The following is a 21,058-nucleotide window of genomic DNA, read 5'->3' as shown; positions in this document are numbered from 1 at the left end:
CCTCGCCGGGCTCAGCCCTGTTCGAGGAACAGCTTCTCGAAGTGCTTGCGCACCACGGGCCAGTCCCACACCGTCAGCGCGTGCTCGGTGGCCTGCTCGCCGGCGGCGCGCCAGGCCTCCTCGGTGGCCGTGAGCTTCAGGATCCGCTCGGCCGCCTCCGCGGGGGAGGCCACGACCCAGCCCTCGGGGTAGAGGGTGCGGGCGCTGTTGGGCTTGCCCGCGTAGAACGGCCAGTCGCGCGCGACGGGGACGGCACCGCTGGCGGCGCCCTCCATCAGGCCGACGTGGCAGCCCTCGCGCACCGAGGAGCTGAGGATCGTCCCGATCTCGACCAGCTTCGACGGGACGTCGTCCGTGGGCCCGAGCTTCACGACCGCGCCGGACTCCTCCAGCGGGGCGATCAGCCGGTCGAACTCGCGCCGGTACTCGCGGGTGGCCTGGCTGGTCTTCGGGTCCATGTCGCCGCCGACCAGGATCAGCCGGTAGCGCTCGTCGTGCTTGCGGACCCGCTGGAGGACGTCCACGGCCCACTTGGGGTCCTTGGCGACCTGGCTGATGCCGATCAGCCCCAGGTTGAACCGGGCCTCGGCCGGCTTGGTCCGGTCGAAGCCCGACAGGTCCATGGCGTTGTCCAGGACGTGGAAACGCGGGGCCTGCTCGCCGCGGAGCACCGGCACGAGCGAGGTGGTGAGGTCCTTCACGTGGGGCGCGACGAACACCATGTCGTCGATCCGGGAGAAGTCCGTCATGTGCGGCCAGCGGGTGAACGCCTCGTAGCTGTGCAGGCGCACGACGATCCGGGTGTCGCCCGGGTCGATCGTGGTGAGCATGCCGGCCGGGCCCGCCGCCCACTCCAGGAACACCGTGTCCGCCCAGTCGAGGTAGGGGCGCATCAGGCGCTCCACCTCTTCCTGGTAGGAGCTCGTACCGTCCGACAGACGGTCCTCGATCATCCTCGGGGCCGCCCAGGAGATCCGCTTGAGGTGCTTGTTCGAGGCGAGGTCCAGGTAGCGCAGCTCGACGCCGGGGTGGTCGGCGAAGTGCTCCCGGATGAGGTGCAGGAAGTTGTCGTTGGCGCTCGTCGCCAGCAGCAGCCGCAGCGGGCGGTCGGTGGGCACGGGCGCCGCGGGCGCCTTGCGGCCGCGGGGGCGGCTCAGCGCCTGGAACGCCGTGGAGCGGTGCAGCGGGGCGACGAACCCCTCGGCGTCCTTGGCCAGCGGCGACGACAACTGGTCGATGTGCAGCACCCGGTGGAAGTCCAGGAACAGCGCACGGTTCAGCGCCTCGGCCGCCTCGCCGACACGACCCTTGGCGAACTCCGCGTCGGCGTAAGCGAGATGGGCCCCGACCGCCTTGCCGATGATCCGCGGGCTGATGCCCTTGCGGATCTCCTGCATGGCGCCCTCGTAGTAGAGGTCCGCCCGCAGCTTCGGGTCCGGGATGCGCGCGGCGGCGTCCGCGAGGGTCAGCGCGGCACCGCTGGTGCGGCCCGCCCACTGCATGCCCTCGGCGACGTACCGCGAGGTCGCGGCGCGCACCTTGACGGGCATGCCGGGCGCGGTCACGGCGGAGCGCCACAGCCGGGCGCCGACGCCGGAGCGCATCACGGTGCGCGGGGTGGCCGCCCGCACCAGCTGGGCGGGCAGCTCGCCGACACCGCGGCGTACGTCGCGGGCGACGACGTGCAGCGGCGGCAGGACGGAGGAGCGGGCCGCGGCGCCGCCCTTGTCCTTCAGCTCCTCGACGGCCTTCAGCGCGGGCGCGAGCCCGAACTTGGCGGCGGCGCCGCGGTTGTACTCGGCCAGCCGCCACACCGTGTACACGGAGCCGGCGTCCAGCGCGACGAGCACGTCGGCCTTGCGGGCCCGGGAGCGCAGCCACGAGTCGCGGCCGATCTGCATCCACACGCGCAGGCCGCGCGGCGACTTGCCGGCCCGGCGGCGCAGCGCCTGGCTGCGGTGCTTGAGGCTGCGCGGCAGCTGGTGCACACCGGCCAGCCCGACCTTGGCGATCTCCTCGGGAACGCCCTCGGCCTCCAGGTGGAAGGCGCCCGCCAGGTGCACGCGCGCCCCCAGGGCCTCGAACGTGCGCACCGCGGAGGCCAGGACGCCGAGCTGCGGCCGGTCGGCGGCGACGAGCAGGACTTCGGTCACGGGGCGAGCTCCTCGACGAGGTTCTTGACGGCGACGGACATCAGCGCCTCGCGAGTGAACTGGTCGGCGTGGGCCATCGCCTCGGCGTGCTCGGCGTCGGTCGTCTCCACCGCCATGTGCGCGGCCCTGATGAACGACTCGGTCAGGCCCTCCTCGTCGAGCCCGGGGGCGCCCGTCCACAGCGGGTGGCCCTTCAGCACGTTGGAGGCGTCGTGCTCGACGGCGTGCGCCGACACGATCGGCAGGCCCGTCGCCATGTACTCGTACACCTTGCCGGAGGTGACGTACCGGCCGCCGATCAGGATCAGCACCATGGCGTCCCAGCCGGCGTAGATCGAGGAGACCTCGGCCTTGGCGGCGGGGCCGCCGTAGAAGACGCCGTCGGGCTCGGCGTCCTTGAGGACCTCGGCGTGCCGGTTCGCCCCGCGGCTGGCGCCGTTGCCGAGGTGGCCGCGGATCTCGAAGCGCGCGTTGGCCAGCAGCGGTTCCTTCTCGCGGGCCGCGCGCCAGGCGTTCAGCACCACTTCCAGGTGCGGGATGGTGAAGTTGACGGTGCCGAGGTAGCCGAAGACCAGACCGGACTCGCGGTCCGCCTTGTGCACCCGGCCCGGCGAGCTGTCGGCGTCGTAGCCGTTGCGCACGACGTGCACGCGGTCGGCGAACTCCGGGTAGCGCTTGCGGTAGTGCTCGGCGATCGGGTCGTTGACGACCCACAGGGACACCGCGTGGTCGAGGATCCTCTGCTCCCAGCGGCCCTCCTCGGAGTCGCGGGAGAACGCCTCGACGCCGTCGATGACGTCGATGGACCAGCCGTCGCGGAAGTCCACCGCGTACGGCACCTTCGCGTCCTCCCACAGCTTCCAGGCCGCGGCGAGGTTGACGTACGGCACGCAGCTGGCGAGCAGCAGGTCGGCCGGCCGCTCCCGGTGGATGCGCAGGACGGCCTGCTCCAGGTCGCCGCGCCACTCACCGAAGTTGGGCTCCGGGAAGGCCGCGGTCTGGCGGCGGCGGAGCTGGGCGACCCAGCCGTTGGGGTCGAGGGCGCGCGCCTCGTCGTAGAGGCGGATGTCCGTCTCCAGGTCCTCGCGCGACAGCGGCAGTTCGACGATGTTCACCCGGGGGTCGACCTGCTCCAGCAGGGACAGGTCGATGCCGGAGTCGAGTTCCCAGGACTCCCGGGCGATGTTGACGACCGTGACGTCCCAGCCGGCCTTCACGAACTGGTTGGCGGTCTCGCGCATCCGGTACGTGGAGCTCTTGGCGGCCGGAGGGAAGCCGATCGCGAGATAGATGACGTGGGGCCGCCTGCCTTCCGCAGACGGACCGGACGTGGGAGACGATGACATAGCAGTTGACGCTAGCACGCTGACGTGCGCGGACTGTGGGTCGCTTGTGGCCGTCCGCGGGGCGGACGGCCACGACCCCCGGTGCCGCGTCAGGCGGGCCGGCTGCCCCCCTTCCACTCCTCCATGAGCCGGACGACGTTCTGCGCCGCGCGGCCGTCGCCGTAGGGGGTGCCGGGGTCGGCGGTCGGCACGGGACGGGTCACCGTCTCGGCCCACTCCTGCGGCGACAGCGTGTGCGGGTCGGGTACAAGGACGTTCCAACCGGTGTGCACGGTTTCCACCCACTCCGTCTCGGGGCGGATGGTGGTGCAGATGCGCTCCAGCAGGAACGCCTCCTTCTGGAGCCCGCCCGAGTCGGTGACCACGCCGACGGAGGCGAGCACGGCGGCGACCAGGCTCGCGTACGGCAGCGGGCGGCCGACGTGGAGGTTGCCCTGGGCCAGGTCGATGCCGTGCTCCTCGGCGCGGGCGACCAGACGGGGGTGCGCGGCCAGCGCCACCGGCACCGGCAGCTTGGCGAGCGAGCCGACGATCGCGGCGAGCCGCTCGGGGTCGTCGGTGTTGTCCGGGCGGTGCAGGGTCGCCAGCAGGAACGGCTCGGCCGGGTCGATGCCCTCGGGCAGCTCCGGCGCCGGGAACTCGCCGGCCCGCACCTGGTCGCGGATGCGCAGGCAGATGTCGACCATGACGTCGCCGGCCAGGCGGGTGCGCTCGGCGAGGCCCTCGCCCGCCAGGTGGCGCACGGCCTCCTCGGTCGGGGCCAGCAGCAGGTCCGCGCAGTGGTCGGTCAGCACGCGGTTGTGCTCCTCCGGCATCCGCCGGTTGAAGGAGCGCAGGCCGGCCTCCAGGTGCGCGACCGGCAGGTGCATCTTCACGGCGGACAGCGCGCCGGCGATGGTGGAGTTGGTGTCGCCGTACACCAGGACCCAGTCGGGCCGCTCCCGCTCCAGCACCGGGTCCAGCGCGGACAGCACGGCACCGGTCTGCACCCCGTGGCTGCCGGAACCGACGCCGAGGTGGACGTCGGGGTCGGGGATGCCGAGCCCGGAGAAGAAGACGTCGGAGAGGTCGGCGTCGTAGTGCTGCCCGGTGTGCACGATCACGTGCTCGTGCTCAGTCTCCGCGAAGGCCGCCGCGATGGGGGCGAGCTTCACCAGTTGGGGTCGGGCTCCGACGATGCTGATGACTTTCACTGAGCACTCTTCTTCTCGGTCGGGCTTTTGGTAGGGGAATGGTAGGCAACGGGCGACCCCCGGCAGGCCCTTGGCCGGGCCGGCGCGGGGTCGCCCGGCACTGTTCACGCCGCGTTCACACCGTGGTCAGCGGGGCGGGAACGGCGGTCCGGGGGCGACGCATAACGGTTTCGTGAATCTTGTGCCCGCCCGGACGCCCGGACGGCGAGCGGGACGGATCACACGGAGCGCTCGACGAGCACCCCGTCCTTCTCCTCGTACAGGGCGCCGCTCTGCGGGCACTCCCACACGCCCGGCTCGCCCTCGCGTGCGACCAGCCGGACGCCGGCGCGGCCGACCCAGCCCACCTGACGGGCCGGCACACCGAGGACCAGGGCGAAGTCGGGCACGTCCTTCGTCACCACGGCCCCCGCGGCGACCATCGCCCAGCGCCCGATGGTGAGCGGCGCGACGCACACCGAGCGCGCCCCGATCGACGCTCCGTCGGAGATGCGCACGCCGACGGCCTCCCAGTCGCCGCCGCGCTTCTGGTTGCCCTCGGGGTCGACGGAGCGCGGGTTGTGGTCGTTGGTGAGGACCACGGCGGGGCCGATGAAGACGCCGTCGCCGAGCTCGGCCGGCTCGTAGACGAGGGCGTAGTTCTGGAGCTTGCAGTTGTCGCCCATGCGGACCCCCGAGCCGACGTACGCGCCGCGGCCGACCACGCAGCCCTCCCCGAGGCGGGCACCCTCCCGGATCTGCGCGAGGTCCCAGACGCTGCTCCCGGCGCCGATCTCGGCGCTCGCGTCGACCTGGGCGCTGGGCTGGACCCTGTAATTCACTTCTTCGCCTTCCGCAGTACGGCTTCGCCCCGCGAGCATACGGGCCGGGGGCGTCCCGGCCCGGTTTGACCCCTGTACACCGGCCCCGTAACCTTGACCGTCGGCGTGTCCACAGACGTGCCACATCCCCGTAAACCTCTTCCTCCCGGGTGCCGGTTCTTCGGTGGCCGGGAGAGGCCGTCCGTGTTCGTTCCCGGACAGCTGGACTGCGGGGATCTGGAAAACGAGAGAAGAGAGTGAGATCCGCGTGTACGCCATCGTGCGCAGCGGTGGCCGCCAGCACAAGGTTGCTGTCGGTGACATCGTTGAGGTTGACAAGATTTCCACCGCCAAGGTTGGCGACACGGTCGAGCTCTCGACCCTGCTCGTTGTCGACGGCGACGCTGTGACCAGCGACCCGTGGGTGCTGGCCGGCATCAAGGTCCAGGCCGAGGTCGTGGACCACCACAAGGGCCAGAAGATCGACATTCTGCGCTACAAGAACAAGACCGGCTACCGCCGTCGTCAGGGCCACCGCCAGCAGTACACGGCGATCAAGGTCACTGAGATCCCCGCGGCTGCGAAGTAAGGGACTGAGGAGACATGGCACACAAGAAGGGCGCATCGTCCACCCGGAACGGTCGCGACTCCAATGCCCAGCGGCTCGGCGTGAAGCGCTTCGGCGGTCAGGTCGTCAACGCGGGTGAGATCCTGGTCCGCCAGCGCGGCACCCACTTCCACCCGGGCTCCGGCGTGGGCCGCGGCGGCGACGACACGCTGTTCGCTCTCCAGGCCGGTTCGGTGGAGTTCGGCACCCACCGTGGCCGCAAGGTCGTGAACATCGTTCCGGTCGCCTGACCTCAGGCTTTCCGCGAACGTTTCGCGAGGCGGACCTCACTTCCCATCCGGGAAGGCGGGTCCGCCTTTCGCGTGTTACGCAGTAGACAGAACCGTACGTATCACCGAAGTGCTGGAGGCACCCCACCATGACCACCTTCGTGGACCGCGTCGAACTCCACGTCGCCGCGGGTAACGGAGGCCACGGCTGTGCCTCCGTCCACCGTGAGAAGTTCAAGCCGCTCGGCGGTCCCGACGGCGGCAACGGGGGGCGCGGCGGCGATGTGATCCTCACCGTCGACCAGTCCGTGACCACGCTGCTCGAATACCACCACTCCCCGCACCGCAAGGCCACCAACGGCAAGCCGGGCGAGGGCGGCAACCGCTCCGGCAAGGACGGGCAGGACCTCGTCCTCCCGGTGCCGGACGGCACCGTCGTCCTCGACAGGGCGGGCAACGTGCTGGCCGACCTCGTCGGGCACGGCACCTCCTTCGTCGCCGCCCAGGGCGGGCGTGGCGGCCTCGGCAACGCGGCTCTCGCGTCCGCCCGCCGCAAGGCGCCCGGTTTCGCGCTGCTCGGCGAGCCCGGCGACCTGCACGACATCGTGCTGGAGCTGAAGACCGTCGCCGACGTGGCGCTGGTCGGCTACCCGAGCGCCGGCAAGTCGTCCCTGATCTCCGTGCTCTCCGCCGCCAAGCCGAAGATCGCCGACTATCCGTTCACCACCCTCGTGCCCAACCTGGGCGTGGTGACGGCCGGATCGACCGTCTACACCATCGCCGACGTCCCCGGTCTCATCCCGGGCGCCAGCCAGGGCCGGGGGCTGGGCCTGGAGTTCCTGCGGCACGTCGAGCGGTGCAGCGTGCTCGTGCACGTGCTGGACACGGCCACCCTCGAATCCGACCGCGACCCCGCCAGCGACCTCGACGTCATCGAGGCGGAGCTGCGCGAGTACGGCGGGCTCGGCGACCGTCCCCGCATCGTCGTCCTGAACAAGATCGACGTGCCGGACGGCAAGGACCTCGCGGAGATGGTCCGCCCCGACCTGGAGGCCCGCGGCTACCGCGTCTTCGAGGTGTCCGCCGTCGCGCACACGGGGCTCAAGGAGCTGTCGTTCGCGCTCGCCGACCTCGTCGGCAGGGCCCGCGCGGCCAAGCCCAAGGAGGAGGCCACGCGGATCGTCATCCGGCCCAAGGCCGTGGACGACGCGGGCTTCACCGTCACGCGGGAGGAGATCGACGGGGAGCTGCTGTTCCGCGTCCGGGGCGAGAAGCCCGAACGCTGGGTGCGGCAGACCGACTTCAACAACGACGAGGCCGTCGGCTACCTCGCCGACCGGCTCAACCGCCTCGGCGTGGAGGACGAGTTGATGAAGGCGGGGGCCCGGTCCGGCGACGGTGTCGCCATCGGGCCCGAGGAGAACGCCGTCGTCTTCGACTGGGAGCCGTCGGTGACCGCCGGCGCCGAGATGCTCGGCCGCCGCGGTGAGGACCACCGCTTCGAGGCCCCGCGTCCCGCGGCCCAGCGCCGCCGCGACCGCCAGGCCGAACGCGACGAGGCCACCGATGAGTTCGAGGGCTTCGAGCCCTTCTGACCGGGCCACATGGGGCCCGGGCTCCCCGGCATAGGCGCCCCGCCCCCCACCGGCGCCCCGGACCCGCCACGGCACGGCCGTGGCGGGTCTCTCTCTGGCCCTCCGCTTGTCATGCACGCGAGATTCTCCGTTCAGCCTGACGGTCGGACGGCCGTGCCACCTTCCTTGTGTCCGAGTGACCAGCGACGCAAGGGAGTTCACGATGGCCCCCGGCCCGAAGAGAACCCTTTCCCCCGACCGCCGCCGCTTCCTCACCGCCGGTGCCGCCGTGGTCGGTGCCGCCGCCTCCGCCCAGCTCTGGCTGCCCGCCACCGCCCGGGCCGCCGGAACCCGGCTGCCGGACGGGGTCTTCAGCCTCGGCGTCACCTCCGGCGACCCCCTGCCCGACGGCGTCGTGCTGTGGACCCGGCTCGCCCCCGACCCGCTGAACGGCGGCGGGATGCCCGACCGCGCCGTCGAGGTCGAGTGGGAGATCTCGCCCGACGAACGGTTCGGCAACGGCGTCCGCCGGGGCGTCGCCCAGGCCCGGCCCGAGTACGGGCACAGCGTCCACGTGGACGTCCGCGGACTGCGCGCGGACCGCACCTACTGGTACCGCTTCCGCGCCGGCGGGCAGCTCTCGCGCGTCGGCCGCACCCGCACCGCCCCCCGCCCGCTCGCCCCCGGCGGCTCCCTGCGCCTCGCCCTCGCCTCCTGCCAGAACTGGCAGCACGGCTACTTCACGCCGTACGCCGACATGTACGCGCAGGACCCCGACGTCGTTCTTTTCGTCGGGGACTACGTCTACGAGAGCGCGCCGTCCGCCACGGCCGTCCGCCGGCACGAGGGGAGCGGCGAGCCGTACACCCTCACCCAGTACCGCAACCGGTACGCGCAGTACCGCACCGACCCCGACCTCCAGCGGATGCACGCCCACGCGCCCTGGGTGGTCACCTTCGACGACCACGAGGTCGACAACGACTACGCCGGGGAGATCCCGCAGGACCCCGCCCAACAGACGCACGACGCGTTCACGGCCCGGCTGACCGCCGCCTACCAGGCGTACTACGAGCACATGCCGGTCCGGGCGACCGCGATCCCGGACGGACCGCACATCCGCATGCACCGGAGCTTCCGGTTCGGCCGGCTGGCCCGGCTCAACGTCCTCGACACCCGGCAGTACCGCAGCGACCAGGCCACCGGCCAGGCCGGCGCCCAGGACCCCGCGCTCACCATGCTCGGCGCCGAGCAGAAGCGCTGGCTGCTGGACTCGCTGCACGGCTCGGACGCCCGCTGGAACCTCGTCGCCTCGCAGATCATGATGGCCGAGACCGACCTGCTGGCCGGGGCGGGCAAGCAGTGGTACTACGACGCCTGGGACGGCTACCAGGTGGAACGCGACGCCCTGCTCGCGGAGTTCGAGCGGGTCCGCAACCCCGTCGTGCTCAGCGGGGACCGGCACCTCACCATGGTCAGCGACCTGAGGAAGGACTTCGCCGACCCGTCCTCCGCGGTCGTCGGCGCCGAGTTCGTCGGCACGTCGATCTCCAGCAACGGCGACCAGGACCAGGCCGCCTTCCACGCGCAGTGGGACCCGCTGAAGGCCGACAACCCGCACTGGAAGCTGATCGACGCCCACCGCGGCTACCACCTCTTCGACGTCCGCCGCGACGCCGTCGACGCGCGGGTCCGGGTCGTGGACACCGTCCTGAAGCCCGAGGCGACCGCCCGGACGCTGGCGACGCTGCGGGTGAGCGACGGCAGGCCGGGCGTACGGCCGGTCTGACACCGGAGGGTGAGGAGCCCGGGACCCGCGGTCACTCATCGCACACCCAGGCTCCTCTCAGCTTCGCCTAAGGAACGGCTCTTACCGTCTCCTAACCATGGAGACGGACTGTACGAGCGACGACCAGCACGTGAACGACACCCGAGCGGCCCGCGGCCGCCCCGCGCCCCTGCCCACCGGCACCCGGCTGCTGCACATCGGCCCGCACAAGACCGGGACCACCGCCATCCAGGGAGCCCTGTTCGCGGCGAAGGACCGGATGCCGGAGCACGGCGTCGTGTTCCCCGCGACCAGCAGACACCCCATGCAGGCCGTGCTGGCCGCCTGCGCCCGGTCCGGGATGATGGGTGACGCCACCCCCACCGAGCAGCACTGGACCCGGTTCGTCGAGCAGGTGCGCGCCACCGGCCGGAGCACGTCGGTGATCAGCAGCGAGTTCTTCGCCGACGCCCCCGACGACGCGGCGATCGCGCGGATCGTCGAGCAGCTGGGCGGGGAGCGCGTCCACGTCCTGGTGACCCTGCGCCCGCTGGTGCGGATCATGCCCTCGCAGTGGCAGCAGTACGTGCAGAACGGGCTGCGGATGAGCTACGAGGAGTGGCTGGAGCACATGCTCCGCAAGGCGCCCTACGAGAAGCCCAACCCGAGCTTCTGGCGGCGCCACCGGCACGACCGGCTCGTCGAACGGTGGGTGCGGGTGGTGGGGGCCGACCGGGTCACCGTCGTGGTGGTCGACGACCGGGACCGCGACGGCCTGATGCGCACCTTCGAGGCGCTGCTCGGCCTGCCGGACCGGCTCCTGCAGCCCGTGCCCGACACGGCGAACCGTTCGCTCACGCTCGCCGAGACCGAAATGCTGCGCAATCTCAATAAGGAATTCCGCGGCAATGGACTTCCCGACGAGCTCTATTCCAAGCTGGTCCGTCACGGCGCGGTCATGCATATGAAGAACGCGTGCAGCCCCACCTCCCGCGACGAGCGCATCTCCACCCCGGCCTGGGCGGCCGAGGCGGCCGCCGCGATCGGCGCCGAGATGACCGGGCGCATCGAGGCCATGGGCGTGCGCGTCATCGGCGATCCGGGCCTGCTGTCCGCCGTGCCGAAGCCCTCCCCCCGTCCCGCACAGGAGGCCGGGCAGCCCGAGGAGGAGCCCCGGATCTCACCGGAAGTCGCCGCTCAGGCGTTGTACGGCGCGCTCGCCGCGGTGGCCGCCGAACCCTCCGGCAAGGTGCGCACGGTGCACGGGACGCCGTCGAAGGAACTCGTGAGAGTGTTGGGGCACCGCTGTCTGAGGCGGCTGCGGCGGCGCTAGGCGCTTTCCGCCGCTTCCGGCCGCCCGCCGCCGCTTCCTGTGGACTTACTCACAGGATTTCGCGGGGTCTCCGAGGAAGGCGCCCTCATGTCTCGTCAATCGCCGGACCGACAAGGTGAATGACAGATGGCGTGCACATATGCACGGAAGGGCGCTCACCTTGCATCGCGGTTACCGCAAGTGGGACCATTTCCCCGTTCCCTGTCGCCCCAAGGTAGGTCACCTGTGTCCCAGCACATAGCCAAGCCCCGTACCACCGCAGTGATCCTGGCCGGTGGCACCGGCCAGCGGGTGGGTCTGTCGATCCCCAAGCAGCTGCTGAAGATCGCCGGCAAGGCAGTCATCGAGCACACGCTGACCACCTTCGAGCACGCCGACTCCGTCGACGACATCATCGTGCTGATGGCGCCCGGCTATGTGCCCGACGTCGAGAAGATCGTGGCCAAGGCCGGGTTCACGAAGGTCTCCCGGGTCATCGAGGGCGGCACCACGCGGAACGAGACCACCGAGCGCGCCATCGCGGCCCTGGGCGAGGGGCTGGCCGACGGCGAGGACCTCAACGTCCTCTTCCACGACGCCGTGCGCCCCCTGCTCTCGCAGCGCGTCATCGACGACTGCGTCGCCGCGCTCGAGCGCTACCAGGCGGTCGACGTCGCCATCCCGTCCGCGGACACCATCATCGTGACCCGGACCCACGGCGAGGACGGCGAGTTCATCACCGAGATCCCGGACCGCTCCCGGCTGCGCCGCGGCCAGACCCCGCAGGCGTTCAAGCTGTCGACGATCCGCCGGGCGTACGAGGTGGCGTCGGGCGACCCCAACTTCCAGGCCACCGACGACTGCACGGTCGTGCTGCGCTACCTGCCGGACGTGCCGATCCACGTCGTCGCGGGCGACGAGTACAACATGAAGGTGACGCAGCCGGTCGACGTCTTCATCGCCGACAAGCTCTTCCAGCTCGCCTCCACCGCCGCGCCCGAGCAGAACGGCGAGGAGGCCTACCGCGACCTGCTCACCGGCAGGACCCTGGTGGTCTTCGGCGGTTCGTACGGCATCGGCAAGGACATCGCCGAACTCGCCGAGTCCTACGGCGCCAAGGTGTACGCCCTGGGCCGCTCCACCACCGGCACCCACGTGGAGAACCCGGAGGAGGTCGACGACGCGCTGTCCAAGGCGTACTCGGAGACCGGCCGGATCGACTACGTCGTCAACACCGCCGGTGTGCTGCGCATCGGCAAGCTCGCCGAGACCGACAACGCGACCATCGAGGAAGCGCTGAAGGTCAACTACCTGGCCCCCGTGCAGATCGCCCGGTCGGCCTACAAGTACCTCGCCGAGAGCAAGGGCCAGCTGCTGCTGTACACCTCCAGCAGCTACACCCGCGGGCGCGCCGAGTACAGCCTCTACTCCTCGACCAAGGCCGCCATGGTGAATCTCACCCAGGCCCTGTCCGACGAGTGGGCCGGCGACGGCGTCCGCGTCAACTGCATCAACCCCGAGCGCACGGCGACCCCGATGCGCACCAAGGCCTTCGGCCAGGAGCCCGCCGGCAGCCTGCTGTCCTCCGAGGCGGTCGCCCGTACCTCCCTCGACGTGCTGCTGTCCGAGCTGACCGGTCACGTCATCGACGTACGCCAGCAGGACCCGACCGCCGACGCCAGCCGGGCCTCCGGTTTCGAGCAGGCCCTGGCCGGAGTCCTGGACCGACAGGACGGCGTGGCATAATCGAGCGCTCATAGCCATGAGAATTCAGGCCTCTGTGGCTCCTTGTTTACGGAGAATTCACAGAGGCCTGAATCCGTAAAACTCCCGAAACCCCCGCAGGGGACTTTCCGGACTTTCCGGCTCTTTTCCCCTATGACCGGCACCCCTCCCAGAGCAGGTTCCTCCGTGATAAGCACCGCTATTCGGGTCGCCCGGGTGGGCAGTGCGGCCGAGCTGGCCGCGGCGGCCCTCATGACGCTGGGCTACCCCGGCCTCATGCTGGCCGCGCTCGTCCCGAGCGTCCCCGCCTTCGCCGCCGTGGCCGCCGTGACATACCTGGCGGACCTCTACCTCCACCGCAAGGGCAGCTACCTCATCGCCCTGCTGGGCAAGGTGAGAGCCGGCCTGTCGACCCGCTTCCTGATCCGGGAACTGCTGCTCATCCTGCTGCTGGCCCGGCTGGGCCACTCGGAGGAGCCCGCCTTCTACGCAGCGATCGCCTGCTTCACGGCCTTCTTCGGCCTCCAGGCCCCGCACGGCGCGCTGGTCACCCTCATCGGCAACCGCCGCCAGATGCCGGTCGTCACCCGCAACGTCGACCTGGCCTCCCGGATGCGCATCCCGGACGCCCCGCCGCGCCGCCTGCTGAGCCGGGCCGGCGTGAAGATGCTCCACCTGGACCTCGCGGCCGTCGTGGGCCTGCTCGTCTACGCCCTCACCGACTCCGCGCCCGCCGCCTACGCGGGCGTCGGCGTGACCGTGGGCCTGGGCGTGCTCTACGTCCTCGCGCTCGTGCCGCACCTGCGGGCCGACCGGATCCCGCCGCCCGCCGACAAGGTGCTGAAGACCGTCAGCACCTGGCTGCGCGAGTACCGCCCGGAGACGGTGCTGTACTTCTCCGGCTCCAAGGACTCCACGTACCAGGTCAACATGTGGCTGGAGACCATGGAGCAGCTGGACTCCCGGCCGCTGGTCATCCTGCGGGAGCGCTACATCCTGGAGAAGATGGCGCCCACCACGGTCCCCGTCGTCTGCGTGCCCGGGGGGGTGCACCTGATGAACATGGACCTGTCCACGGTGCGGGTGGCGCTGTACGCGGCCAACGTCGGCAAGAACATCCACCTGCTGCGCGTGCCCACCATGAAGCACGTCTTCATCGGCCACGGCGACAGCGACAAGCTCGCCAGCGTCAACCCGTTCAGCAAGGTCTACGACGAGGTGTGGACCGCCGGCCGCGCGGGCCGCGACCGCTACGCCATCGCCGACGTCGGCATCCGCGACGAGGACATCGTCGAGGTCGGCCGCCCGCAGCTCGCCCCCATCGAGCCGTGGCGGGGCCCGTCCGAGGGACGGATCCCGACGGTCCTGTACGCGCCCACCTGGGAGGGCTGGGACGACAACCCGGGCAACACCTCGATCCTGCTGGCCGGCGAGAACATCGTGAAGAAGCTGGTCGCGGCCGAGCCCCCGGTCCGCGTCCTGTACAAGCCGCACCCCTTCACCGGCACCCGCAGCGCCAAGGCGGGCGCCGCCCACCGCCGGATCACCGCGCTGATCAAGAAGGCCGCCGCCCAGCGCGCCGCCGACGCCCGCTTCACCGCGGACGCGGACGCCCAGGCCCGCGCCAAGTCCGACCTGACCCGCCTCAAGGCCCGCCTGGACTCCCTGTCGCTCGCCTTCGACGACAAGGCCGACGAAGCCGTGACCACCCGCGACGGCCTGGTCGACATGCGCAAGCACGAGGAGGCCGCCCGGCTGCGCACCGAGTGGAACGACGCCTACTGGCGCTCCTTCCCCTCCTTCGAGCACCGGGTCGTCACGGGCGCCGGACCGCGCCTGTACGACTGCTTCAACGCCTCCGAGGCGATGGTCTCCGACATCTCCAGCGTCGTCTCCGACTTCATCGCCAGCGGCAAGCCGTACGCGGTCACCGACTCGGCCGGGCTGGGCGCGGAGGAGTTCCGGAGGCAGAACACCGCCGTGCGCGCGGCCGTGATCCTGTCCAACGGCGCGGACGAGCTGGACCGGTTGCTGGACGCCGTGCGCACCCCGGCCGCCGACCCGCTGGCCGAGGACCGCAAGGAGCTCAAGGAGTACCTGCTCGGCCCCGACGAGCCGACCTCCATCGAGCAGTTCAACACCGCCGTGGCCGACCTCGCGCTGAAGGCCGAGGCACGCAACGCCGGCCAGGAGTCCCTGGCCGTCGCCGCGGCGGCCGGCGCGGCGGACGCTGCGGACGCCCTGGCGGACGAGCGCGTGGCTGCGGACGGCCTGACCGACGGGCGCGTGGCTGCGGACGGCCTGACGGACGGTTTGACGACCGCCTGACGGACGGTCCGACGACCGCCTGACGACGGAGGCGACCGGCGTCCGCCCCCCCCGGCTGGACACGGTCCCCGCCACCCCAACGGCTCGGCCCCCGGAGAGTGATCTCCGGGGGCCGAGCCGTTTCCGTGTGCCGTGGCGCGGGACACCTGGGATCCACCACGACCGTGCACGACCGTGCCGGCGGCCGGGGCGGTGCCGACGGCCCGGCCGGCGGCGCCGGGGCGGCGCGTGGTGCCCGGCGGGGGGACCCTGGGCACCCGTGACATCCGCCCCGCCGGCCGGCGCCTACTTCGTCGGCTTCAGCGCGCGCTTCAGCGGGCCCCCGACCGCGCGGCGCGCCCGGCGGTAGATGGAGGGGGAGGGGAGCGCGGCCTTGGCGGCGGCCGCCTTGGCCAGGACCTTGGAGCGGGCCAGGTCCTTCTTCAGCTGGGCGTTGTCGCCCTCCAGGTCCGTGATGCGCTGCTGGAGCCACCCGAACCGGCTGGTCAGGGACGCCACGCCGGTGTCGTTCCAGGGGCGCACGCCCGCCGGGAAGGACAGCGAGCGCAGCTTCGTCTCGAAGGCCTCGCCGCCGTCGCCGTGGGTGAAGGTGTTGTCCAGGCCGTTCTTGTCCAGGAACGCCGTGAAGCGGTCGAAGCGCTCCTTGTGGTTGCCGGTGAGCGGGCCGAAGTCGGCCTCCTCGTACAGCACCGCCGGATCGAGGTCCGCGGGCACCTCGTTGAGGAGGCGGTGCGGTATCTCGAAGTAGCGGCACAGCTCCAGCGTGCGCGAGTCGAAGGCCAGCACGGTCGCGGGCGTGCCCGCCAGCAGCGCCGCGATGTTGCCGTGGATGCGCGAGCCGAACGAGTAGTCGAAGTCCCGCAGGTCGTCGATCCAGGTGACCGGGTCGATGTACACGCGGGCCTTGTCCTCGCGGTACATCGGGTGGTCGGGGTGGGTCGGCATCTCGGTGATCCGGCCGGCCGGGGAGTTCACGTCCCGCCAGTGCAGTTGCTTGGCGTCGGTGAGGTTCTGGCCTATGTACCGCAGGTTCGGGTACTGGCCGTGCGCCCGCGCGATGATCTTGTGCAGGCCTCCGCCGCGCACCGCGGTGTGCGAGCCGTTGACCGCGACCCGGGACTGCGCGTTCAGCGCCGGCACCCGCTTCTCGACGGTGAGGGTGTCGCCCCACAGGAACATCGACGGGCAGCCGATGACCTCGACGTCCTTGAAGCCCATGTCGTTGAGGTACTGCTCGGTGAACTCGCCGCGCACGCCGATCGAGGCGCTGTGGTTCAGCACCGCCGAGCAGAAGGCGCGCACGGTGGGCTCCATGGCCTTCAGCCGCGCCGGGTCGTAGGTCACCCCGGTCTGCGCGCCGACGCCCACGACGACGACCGGGATCTTCAGCTTGCCGATCAGCCGGGTCAGCCGTTGCAGCGCGGCCTCGAAGGACGGCCGGAAGGCGTTGGCGAGCGGCACGACGAAGGCGTCGTATTCGTCGTTGATCCGCCCGGCCGCACCGATGTCGGTGCGCATGCCGTTGGAGAAGACCTCACTGTCCGGTGTGGTGAGGATCTTGTGGGTGGCATCACTGAAGATCAGGTTGCCGGAATTGGTGGCGATCACGTCGCGGTGGAGGGCTTCCTCGACGGGGATCACGTCGAAGGGGCTCTTCCCCGATCTCAGGAGTATGCGCTTCACAGGGCGAACTTTAAGTGACGGAAACTTCAAAATAAATTTGGACTGCCTTCCATCACTGCGGGGAAGACGTACAGCCTTTCCCCCATCACGGCATCGTGACCGGACCGCCACGGAACGTGAGCGTCCGGGGAGTGAAACCCGGAGGCCGTCCGGGCGTCCCTTCGCGTAGATTGCCCGGAGGGCAGCCGTGATCCAGGCGAGGGGACGAAGCACAGGTGGCAGGGGCAAGGCAGGCCGTACGCGAGGCCCGCAGGATCGTCGTCAAGGTGGGCTCCTCGTCGCTGACCACCGCCTCGGGCGGACTCGACGCCGACCGCGTCGACGCCCTCGTCGACGTCCTGGCCAAGAGCCGCAGCGGGGGAGAGCGGGAGATCGTCCTCGTCTCCTCCGGCGCCATCGCCGCCGGCCTCGCCCCGCTGGGCCTGCGCCGCCGCCCCAAGGACCTCGCCCGCCAGCAGGCCGCCGCCAGCGTGGGCCAGGGCCTCCTCGTGGCCCGCTACACCGCCTCCTTCGCCCGCTACGGCGTCCGCGTCGGCCAGGTCCTGCTGACCTCCGACGACATGAGCCGCCGCGCCCACCACCGCAACGCCTCCCGCACCCTCGACAAGCTGCTGGCGATGGGCGCCCTCCCCGTCGTCAACGAGAACGACACCGTCGCCACGGACGAGATCCGCTTCGGCGACAACGACCGGCTCGCCGCCCTCGTCGCCCACCTCGTCCACGCCGACCTGCTGGTGCTGCTCTCCGACGTGGACGGCGTGTACGACGGCGACCCCGGCAAGCCGGGCACCTCGCGGATCGCCGAGGTGCGGGGGCCGTCCGACCTGGCCGGGGTGGACATCGGCAGCGCCGGCAAGGCCGGCGTCGGCACCGGCGGCATGGTCACCAAGGTCGAGGCCGCCCGCATCGCGGCCGCCGCCGGCATCCCCGTGGTCCTCACCAGCGCCGTCCACGCGGCCGACGCCCTCTCCGGCGGCGACACCGGCACCTACTTCCACCGCACCGGCCGGCGCTCCGCCGACCGGCTGCTGTGGCTCCAGCACGCGTCCACCCCGCAGGGCTCGCTCACCCTCGACGACGGCGCCGTCCGCGCGGTCGTCGAGCGCCGCACCTCGCTGCTGCCGGCCGGGATCGCCGCCGTCGAGGGCGAGTTCAGCGCGGGCGACCCCGTGGAGCTGCGCGACGTCACGGGGCGCGCGGTGGCCCGCGGGCTCGTCAACTTCGACGCCAAGGAGATCCCCCAGCTGATCGGGCGGTCCACCCGCGAACTGGCCCGGGAGCTCGGCGCCGAGTACGAGCGGGAGATCGTCCACCGGGACGACCTGGTCATCCTGCACCCCTGACCGGCGTCGAACGGCCGCTCCCGCACCCGCTCGAACGGTCAGTACCGGTGGGGGACGTTCCGTGAAACCGCCCCGCGGAGCCGTGCGGCCTGCTCAACTTTGTCTTCGGGACATATTCCGCGGGACATTCCGCACGAGCGCTGCGTGAAGGAGGCCGTCGTGAGACGAGTGCACCCCGGGGTGGCAGCGGCCCGTGGGAGTACCGGCGGAACCGGCGAGGCACCCTCCGCCGGAGGCGCGTCCCCGGCCGGCGCACCGCCCGCCGCGGCCGCCGGACCGTCCACCTCCTCCGCTGCCGCCGGCCGGCCCGCCGCACGCCCGGGCGGTGAGGAGCGAGCGCTGACCAGCGTCGCGGCCGGCGAGCGCTACCGGGGAGCCGAGCGCGGCGGCCCGGAGTCCACCCGGCCCGAGGACCTGCCCCGCCTCTGGCACGTCACCCTCAGCGTCTCCGGCGAGGACGCCGACCTCAGAGAGCTTCGGCGCGCCCTGGAACAGCTCGCCCACGACCACCCCTTCCTCCTGACCAGCCGCTACGCCGTCGACCACGCGGAGATCCGCTACTGGGAGGAGGCCCGCGACCTGCACGACGCGGCCGCCGTCGCGCTGCGCCTGTGGGGCGAGCACCGCCAGACCGCCGGACTGCCGCCGTGGGAGATCGTCGGCCTGGAGGTCATCGACCGCCAGACCTACCACCAGCGCATCGCCGAGGGCTACGGCCCGCCCCCCGCGACGCCCGTCGGAGTGCACCCGTACTGACCCGCTCCGGACGGTCACCGGGCGGTCCCGCCGCGTGTCTCGGGGTGTGGAACGAGCGCCGTCCGGGCCCGCGCCGCGCACTACCCTTCCCGTATGACCACGCTCTCGCCGTACGACGCCCTCTCGCCGGTCACCCAGGCGGCCTACCGTGCCAAGGCCGCCGCCGCCGACCTCGCGCCGCTGCCCCGGGCCGCCAAGGACGACGCGCTGCTCGCCATCGCGGACGCGCTGGAAGTCCGTACGAGTGAGATCGTCGAGGCCAACGCCAGGGACATCGCCAAGGCCCGCGAGGCCGGCACCGCCGAGTCGGTCGTCGACCGGCTGACGCTCACCCCGGAGCGGGTGCGGGCCATCGCCTCCGACGTCCGGGACGTCGTCGCGCTGCCCGACCCGGTCGGCGAGGTCGTGCGCGGCTCGACCCTGCCCAACGGCATCGACCTGCGCCAGGTGCGCGTCCCGCTCGGCGTCGTCGGCATCATCTACGAGGCCCGTCCCAACGTCACCGTGGACGCGGCGGCCCTCTGCCTGAAGTCCGGCAACGCGGTCCTGCTGCGCGGCTCGGCCTCCGCCTACGAGTCCAACACCGCCCTCGTCCGGGTGATCCGCGACGCCGTCGGCGGTGCCGGGCTGCCCGCCGACGCCGTCCAGCTCGTGCCCGGCGAGAGCCGCGAGAGCGTCCGCGAGCTGATGCGGGCCCGCGGCCTCGTCGACGTCCTGATCCCGCGCGGCGGCGCCTCGCTGATCCGGACGGTCGTCGCCGAGTCCGTCGTCCCGGTGATCGAGACCGGCACCGGCAACTGCCACGTCTACGTCGACGCCCAGGCCGACCTCGACATGGCGGTCGAGATCCTCATCAACTCCAAGGCCCACCGGGTCAGCGTCTGCAACGCCGCCGAGACCCTCCTGGTCCACCAGGACATCGCCCCCGCGTTCCTGCCGCGCGCCCTCGACGCCCTCGCCGAGGCCGGGGTCACCGTCCACGGCGACGAGCGCGTGCTGGCGTACGCCGGGGACTCCAAGGCGACCGTCGTGGAGGCCACGCCCGAGGACTGGGAGACGGAGTACCTGTCGTACGACATCGCCGCCGCGGTCGTCGACTCGCTCGACAAGGCCGTCGAGCACATCCGGCTGTGGACCTCCGGCCACACCGAGGCGATCGTCACCACCTCGCAGCAGGCCGCCCGCCGCTTCACCCAGCTGGTCGACTCCACCACGGTCGCCGTGAACGCCTCCACCCGCTTCACAGACGGCGGCCAGTTCGGCTTCGGCGCGGAGATCGGTATCTCCACCCAGAAGCTGCACGCCCGCGGCCCCATGGGCCTGCCCGAGCTGACCAGCACCAAGTACATCGTCACCGGCGACGGGCACGTCCGGCGCTGACGACGGCCCCACGGCGGCCGGCCCGCCCCTACGGGCAGAGCGGCGCCGACGGGGGGGCGTACGGCCCCGGCACGGGGGCGTACGGCTCGGGAAGGGGCGTGAGCGAGGCCGTGAGAGGCGTCTCACCAGACGGATGAATGTCCGGACCGTCTGCCCAAAATGACCCCCCAGGTCTACTCTGGATCCGTGCCGGAGGACGTGGGGGGCACGCCGTTCCCGGACGGCTGGGAGCCCGACGACGACCACGACCGCGGGGTGTCGGACGAAGAGTTCGCCTCCGTGGTCTTCGACGAGGCCTTCGTACAGGCGGCCGTGGTGCACGAGCCGACCGCCGTCGAGCGCCTCCTGGCCGCCGCGCAGGCCAGAGCGGAGGCCTCCGAGGCCGAGGCGCGCCGCGCCCGCGCCCGCGGTGACCGCTACGACGACCCCTACGGCCCCGACGGACCGGGCGACTTCGGCCACGACCCGGACTACGACGACCTGGACGACGGTGACGACCCCGACGGCTGGGACCGCCGCTACGGCACCTTCGGGACGTACGGCAAGCAGGTCCGCTGGCACCGTCCCGTCGCCTGGATACTCGCCCTGGTGATGGGCGTCGGCATGATCGCGCTGGCCTTCGCCGCGGTCTACCGGGGCGCCTCCGCGGGCAGCCGGGAGCAGGTGCCGCCGCCCGCCTCGACCGGGCTCGAACAGGGGAACGGAACCGCGCCGTCCGCGTCCGCCGACTCTTATCGGCCACCCGTCTCGGCCGTCCCGCGCACGCCCTGACCACGGCCGCGACGACACCTCGCCGATGGGTGAGAACATGTCAGAAGTTGTCGTGTACCAGGGCGTTTATGCGAGCCTCCGGCGACCTACTC

Annotated in this window: 16 protein-coding genes; 11 read left to right on the top strand and 5 right to left on the bottom strand. The window is 71.7% G+C overall.

What is annotated here, in order from left to right:
* Positions 1–11: 11 nt before the first annotated feature.
* From ACFYWQ_RS03370 to ACFYWQ_RS03355, 4 genes are all read right to left on the bottom strand, one after another.
* Positions 12–2,153: a glycosyltransferase family 1 protein gene (locus ACFYWQ_RS03370; RefSeq protein ID WP_389512332.1), complete on the bottom strand. Its 2,142-nt coding sequence runs from the start codon at positions 2,151–2,153 to the stop codon at positions 12–14.
* On the bottom strand, positions 2,150–3,394 hold the full coding sequence (locus tag ACFYWQ_RS03365) for a glycosyltransferase (RefSeq protein ID WP_389512868.1): 1,245 nt from the start codon (positions 3,392–3,394) through the stop codon (positions 2,150–2,152). The genes ACFYWQ_RS03370 and ACFYWQ_RS03365 overlap by 4 nt, the downstream gene beginning before the upstream one ends.
* Before the next feature lie 194 nt (positions 3,395–3,588).
* On the bottom strand, positions 3,589–4,692 hold the full coding sequence (gene wecB, locus ACFYWQ_RS03360; protein WP_389512330.1) for a non-hydrolyzing UDP-N-acetylglucosamine 2-epimerase: 1,104 nt from the start codon (positions 4,690–4,692) through the stop codon (positions 3,589–3,591).
* Positions 4,693–4,910: 218 nt separating this feature from the next.
* A complete protein-coding gene (locus ACFYWQ_RS03355; RefSeq protein WP_389512327.1) occupies positions 4,911–5,513 on the bottom strand; it encodes an acyltransferase in 603 nt (200 codons plus the stop codon).
* A gap of 247 nt (positions 5,514–5,760) precedes the next feature.
* Between ACFYWQ_RS03355 and rplU the strand changes: the two genes are divergently transcribed.
* The 7 genes from rplU (at position 5,761) to ACFYWQ_RS03320 (ending at position 15,033) form a co-directional block, all read left to right on the top strand.
* Positions 5,761–6,081: a 50S ribosomal protein L21 gene (rplU, locus tag ACFYWQ_RS03350; RefSeq protein WP_004931419.1), complete on the top strand. Its 321-nt coding sequence runs from the start codon at positions 5,761–5,763 to the stop codon at positions 6,079–6,081.
* A gap of 14 nt (positions 6,082–6,095) precedes the next feature.
* A complete protein-coding gene (gene rpmA, locus ACFYWQ_RS03345; RefSeq protein WP_389512324.1) occupies positions 6,096–6,350 on the top strand; it encodes a 50S ribosomal protein L27 in 255 nt (84 codons plus the stop codon).
* A 128-nt stretch (positions 6,351–6,478) separates the two neighbouring features.
* Positions 6,479–7,924, top strand: coding sequence for a GTPase ObgE (gene obgE / locus ACFYWQ_RS03340; RefSeq protein WP_389512322.1), 1,446 nt, complete (start codon positions 6,479–6,481; stop codon positions 7,922–7,924).
* A gap of 202 nt (positions 7,925–8,126) precedes the next feature.
* On the top strand, positions 8,127–9,689 hold the full coding sequence (locus ACFYWQ_RS03335) for an alkaline phosphatase D family protein (RefSeq protein ID WP_389512320.1): 1,563 nt from the start codon (positions 8,127–8,129) through the stop codon (positions 9,687–9,689).
* 97 nt (positions 9,690–9,786) lie between these two features.
* Positions 9,787–11,001 carry a hypothetical protein gene (locus ACFYWQ_RS03330; RefSeq protein ID WP_389512319.1) on the top strand — a complete coding sequence of 405 codons (1,215 nt, stop codon included), beginning with the start codon at positions 9,787–9,789 and terminating at the stop codon, positions 10,999–11,001.
* Between the two features lie 225 nt (positions 11,002–11,226).
* Complete coding sequence (locus ACFYWQ_RS03325) at positions 11,227–12,726, top strand: D-ribitol-5-phosphate cytidylyltransferase (RefSeq protein WP_389512317.1); 1,500 nt, start codon at positions 11,227–11,229, stop codon at positions 12,724–12,726.
* Between the two features lie 165 nt (positions 12,727–12,891).
* Positions 12,892–15,033, top strand: coding sequence for a hypothetical protein (locus ACFYWQ_RS03320; RefSeq protein WP_389512315.1), 2,142 nt, complete (start codon positions 12,892–12,894; stop codon positions 15,031–15,033).
* A gap of 285 nt (positions 15,034–15,318) precedes the next feature.
* Here ACFYWQ_RS03320 and ACFYWQ_RS03315 read toward each other — a convergent pair whose 3' ends face one another.
* Positions 15,319–16,716, bottom strand: a complete 1,398-nt coding sequence (locus ACFYWQ_RS03315; protein ID WP_389512313.1) for a polysaccharide pyruvyl transferase family protein — start codon at positions 16,714–16,716, stop codon at positions 15,319–15,321.
* A gap of 215 nt (positions 16,717–16,931) precedes the next feature.
* Here ACFYWQ_RS03315 and proB point away from each other — a divergent pair, with 215 nt between their 5' ends.
* The 4 genes from proB to ACFYWQ_RS03295 all read left to right on the top strand — a co-directional run bounded on the left by proB (position 16,932) and on the right by ACFYWQ_RS03295 (position 20,966).
* Positions 16,932–18,059: a glutamate 5-kinase gene (gene proB, locus ACFYWQ_RS03310; protein WP_389512311.1), complete on the top strand. Its 1,128-nt coding sequence runs from the start codon at positions 16,932–16,934 to the stop codon at positions 18,057–18,059.
* Between the two features lie 159 nt (positions 18,060–18,218).
* Positions 18,219–18,815, top strand: coding sequence for a hypothetical protein (locus tag ACFYWQ_RS03305; protein WP_389512309.1), 597 nt, complete (start codon positions 18,219–18,221; stop codon positions 18,813–18,815).
* Positions 18,816–18,908: 93 nt separating this feature from the next.
* On the top strand, positions 18,909–20,195 hold the full coding sequence (locus ACFYWQ_RS03300; RefSeq protein ID WP_389512307.1) for a glutamate-5-semialdehyde dehydrogenase: 1,287 nt from the start codon (positions 18,909–18,911) through the stop codon (positions 20,193–20,195).
* A 159-nt stretch (positions 20,196–20,354) separates the two neighbouring features.
* On the top strand, positions 20,355–20,966 hold the full coding sequence (locus ACFYWQ_RS03295) for a hypothetical protein (RefSeq protein ID WP_389512305.1): 612 nt from the start codon (positions 20,355–20,357) through the stop codon (positions 20,964–20,966).
* Positions 20,967–21,058: the final 92 nt, after the last annotated feature.

Origin of the sequence: Streptomyces sp. NPDC003247 (assembly GCF_042888135.1) — a bacterium.
GTDB lineage: Bacteria > Actinomycetota > Actinomycetes > Streptomycetales > Streptomycetaceae > Streptomyces.
This window is presented reverse-complemented; position numbering and strand designations above follow the sequence as displayed.

Coding starts and splice junctions, on each gene's coding strand:
- ACFYWQ_RS03335 (WP_389512320.1), top strand. CDS start 8,127: ATGGCCCCCGGCCCGAAGAGAACCCTTTCCCCCGACCGCCGCCGCTTC.
- rpmA (WP_389512324.1), top strand. CDS start 6,096: ATGGCACACAAGAAGGGCGCATCGTCCACCCGGAACGGTCGCGACTCC.
- ACFYWQ_RS03330 (WP_389512319.1), top strand. CDS start 9,787: ATGGAGACGGACTGTACGAGCGACGACCAGCACGTGAACGACACCCGA.
- ACFYWQ_RS03300 (WP_389512307.1), top strand. CDS start 18,909: ATGACCACGCTCTCGCCGTACGACGCCCTCTCGCCGGTCACCCAGGCG.
- obgE (WP_389512322.1), top strand. CDS start 6,479: ATGACCACCTTCGTGGACCGCGTCGAACTCCACGTCGCCGCGGGTAAC.
- ACFYWQ_RS03365 (WP_389512868.1), bottom strand. CDS start 3,394: ATGCGCGAGACCGCCAACCAGTTCGTGAAGGCCGGCTGGGACGTCACG.
- ACFYWQ_RS03295 (WP_389512305.1), top strand. CDS start 20,355: ATGACCCCCCAGGTCTACTCTGGATCCGTGCCGGAGGACGTGGGGGGC.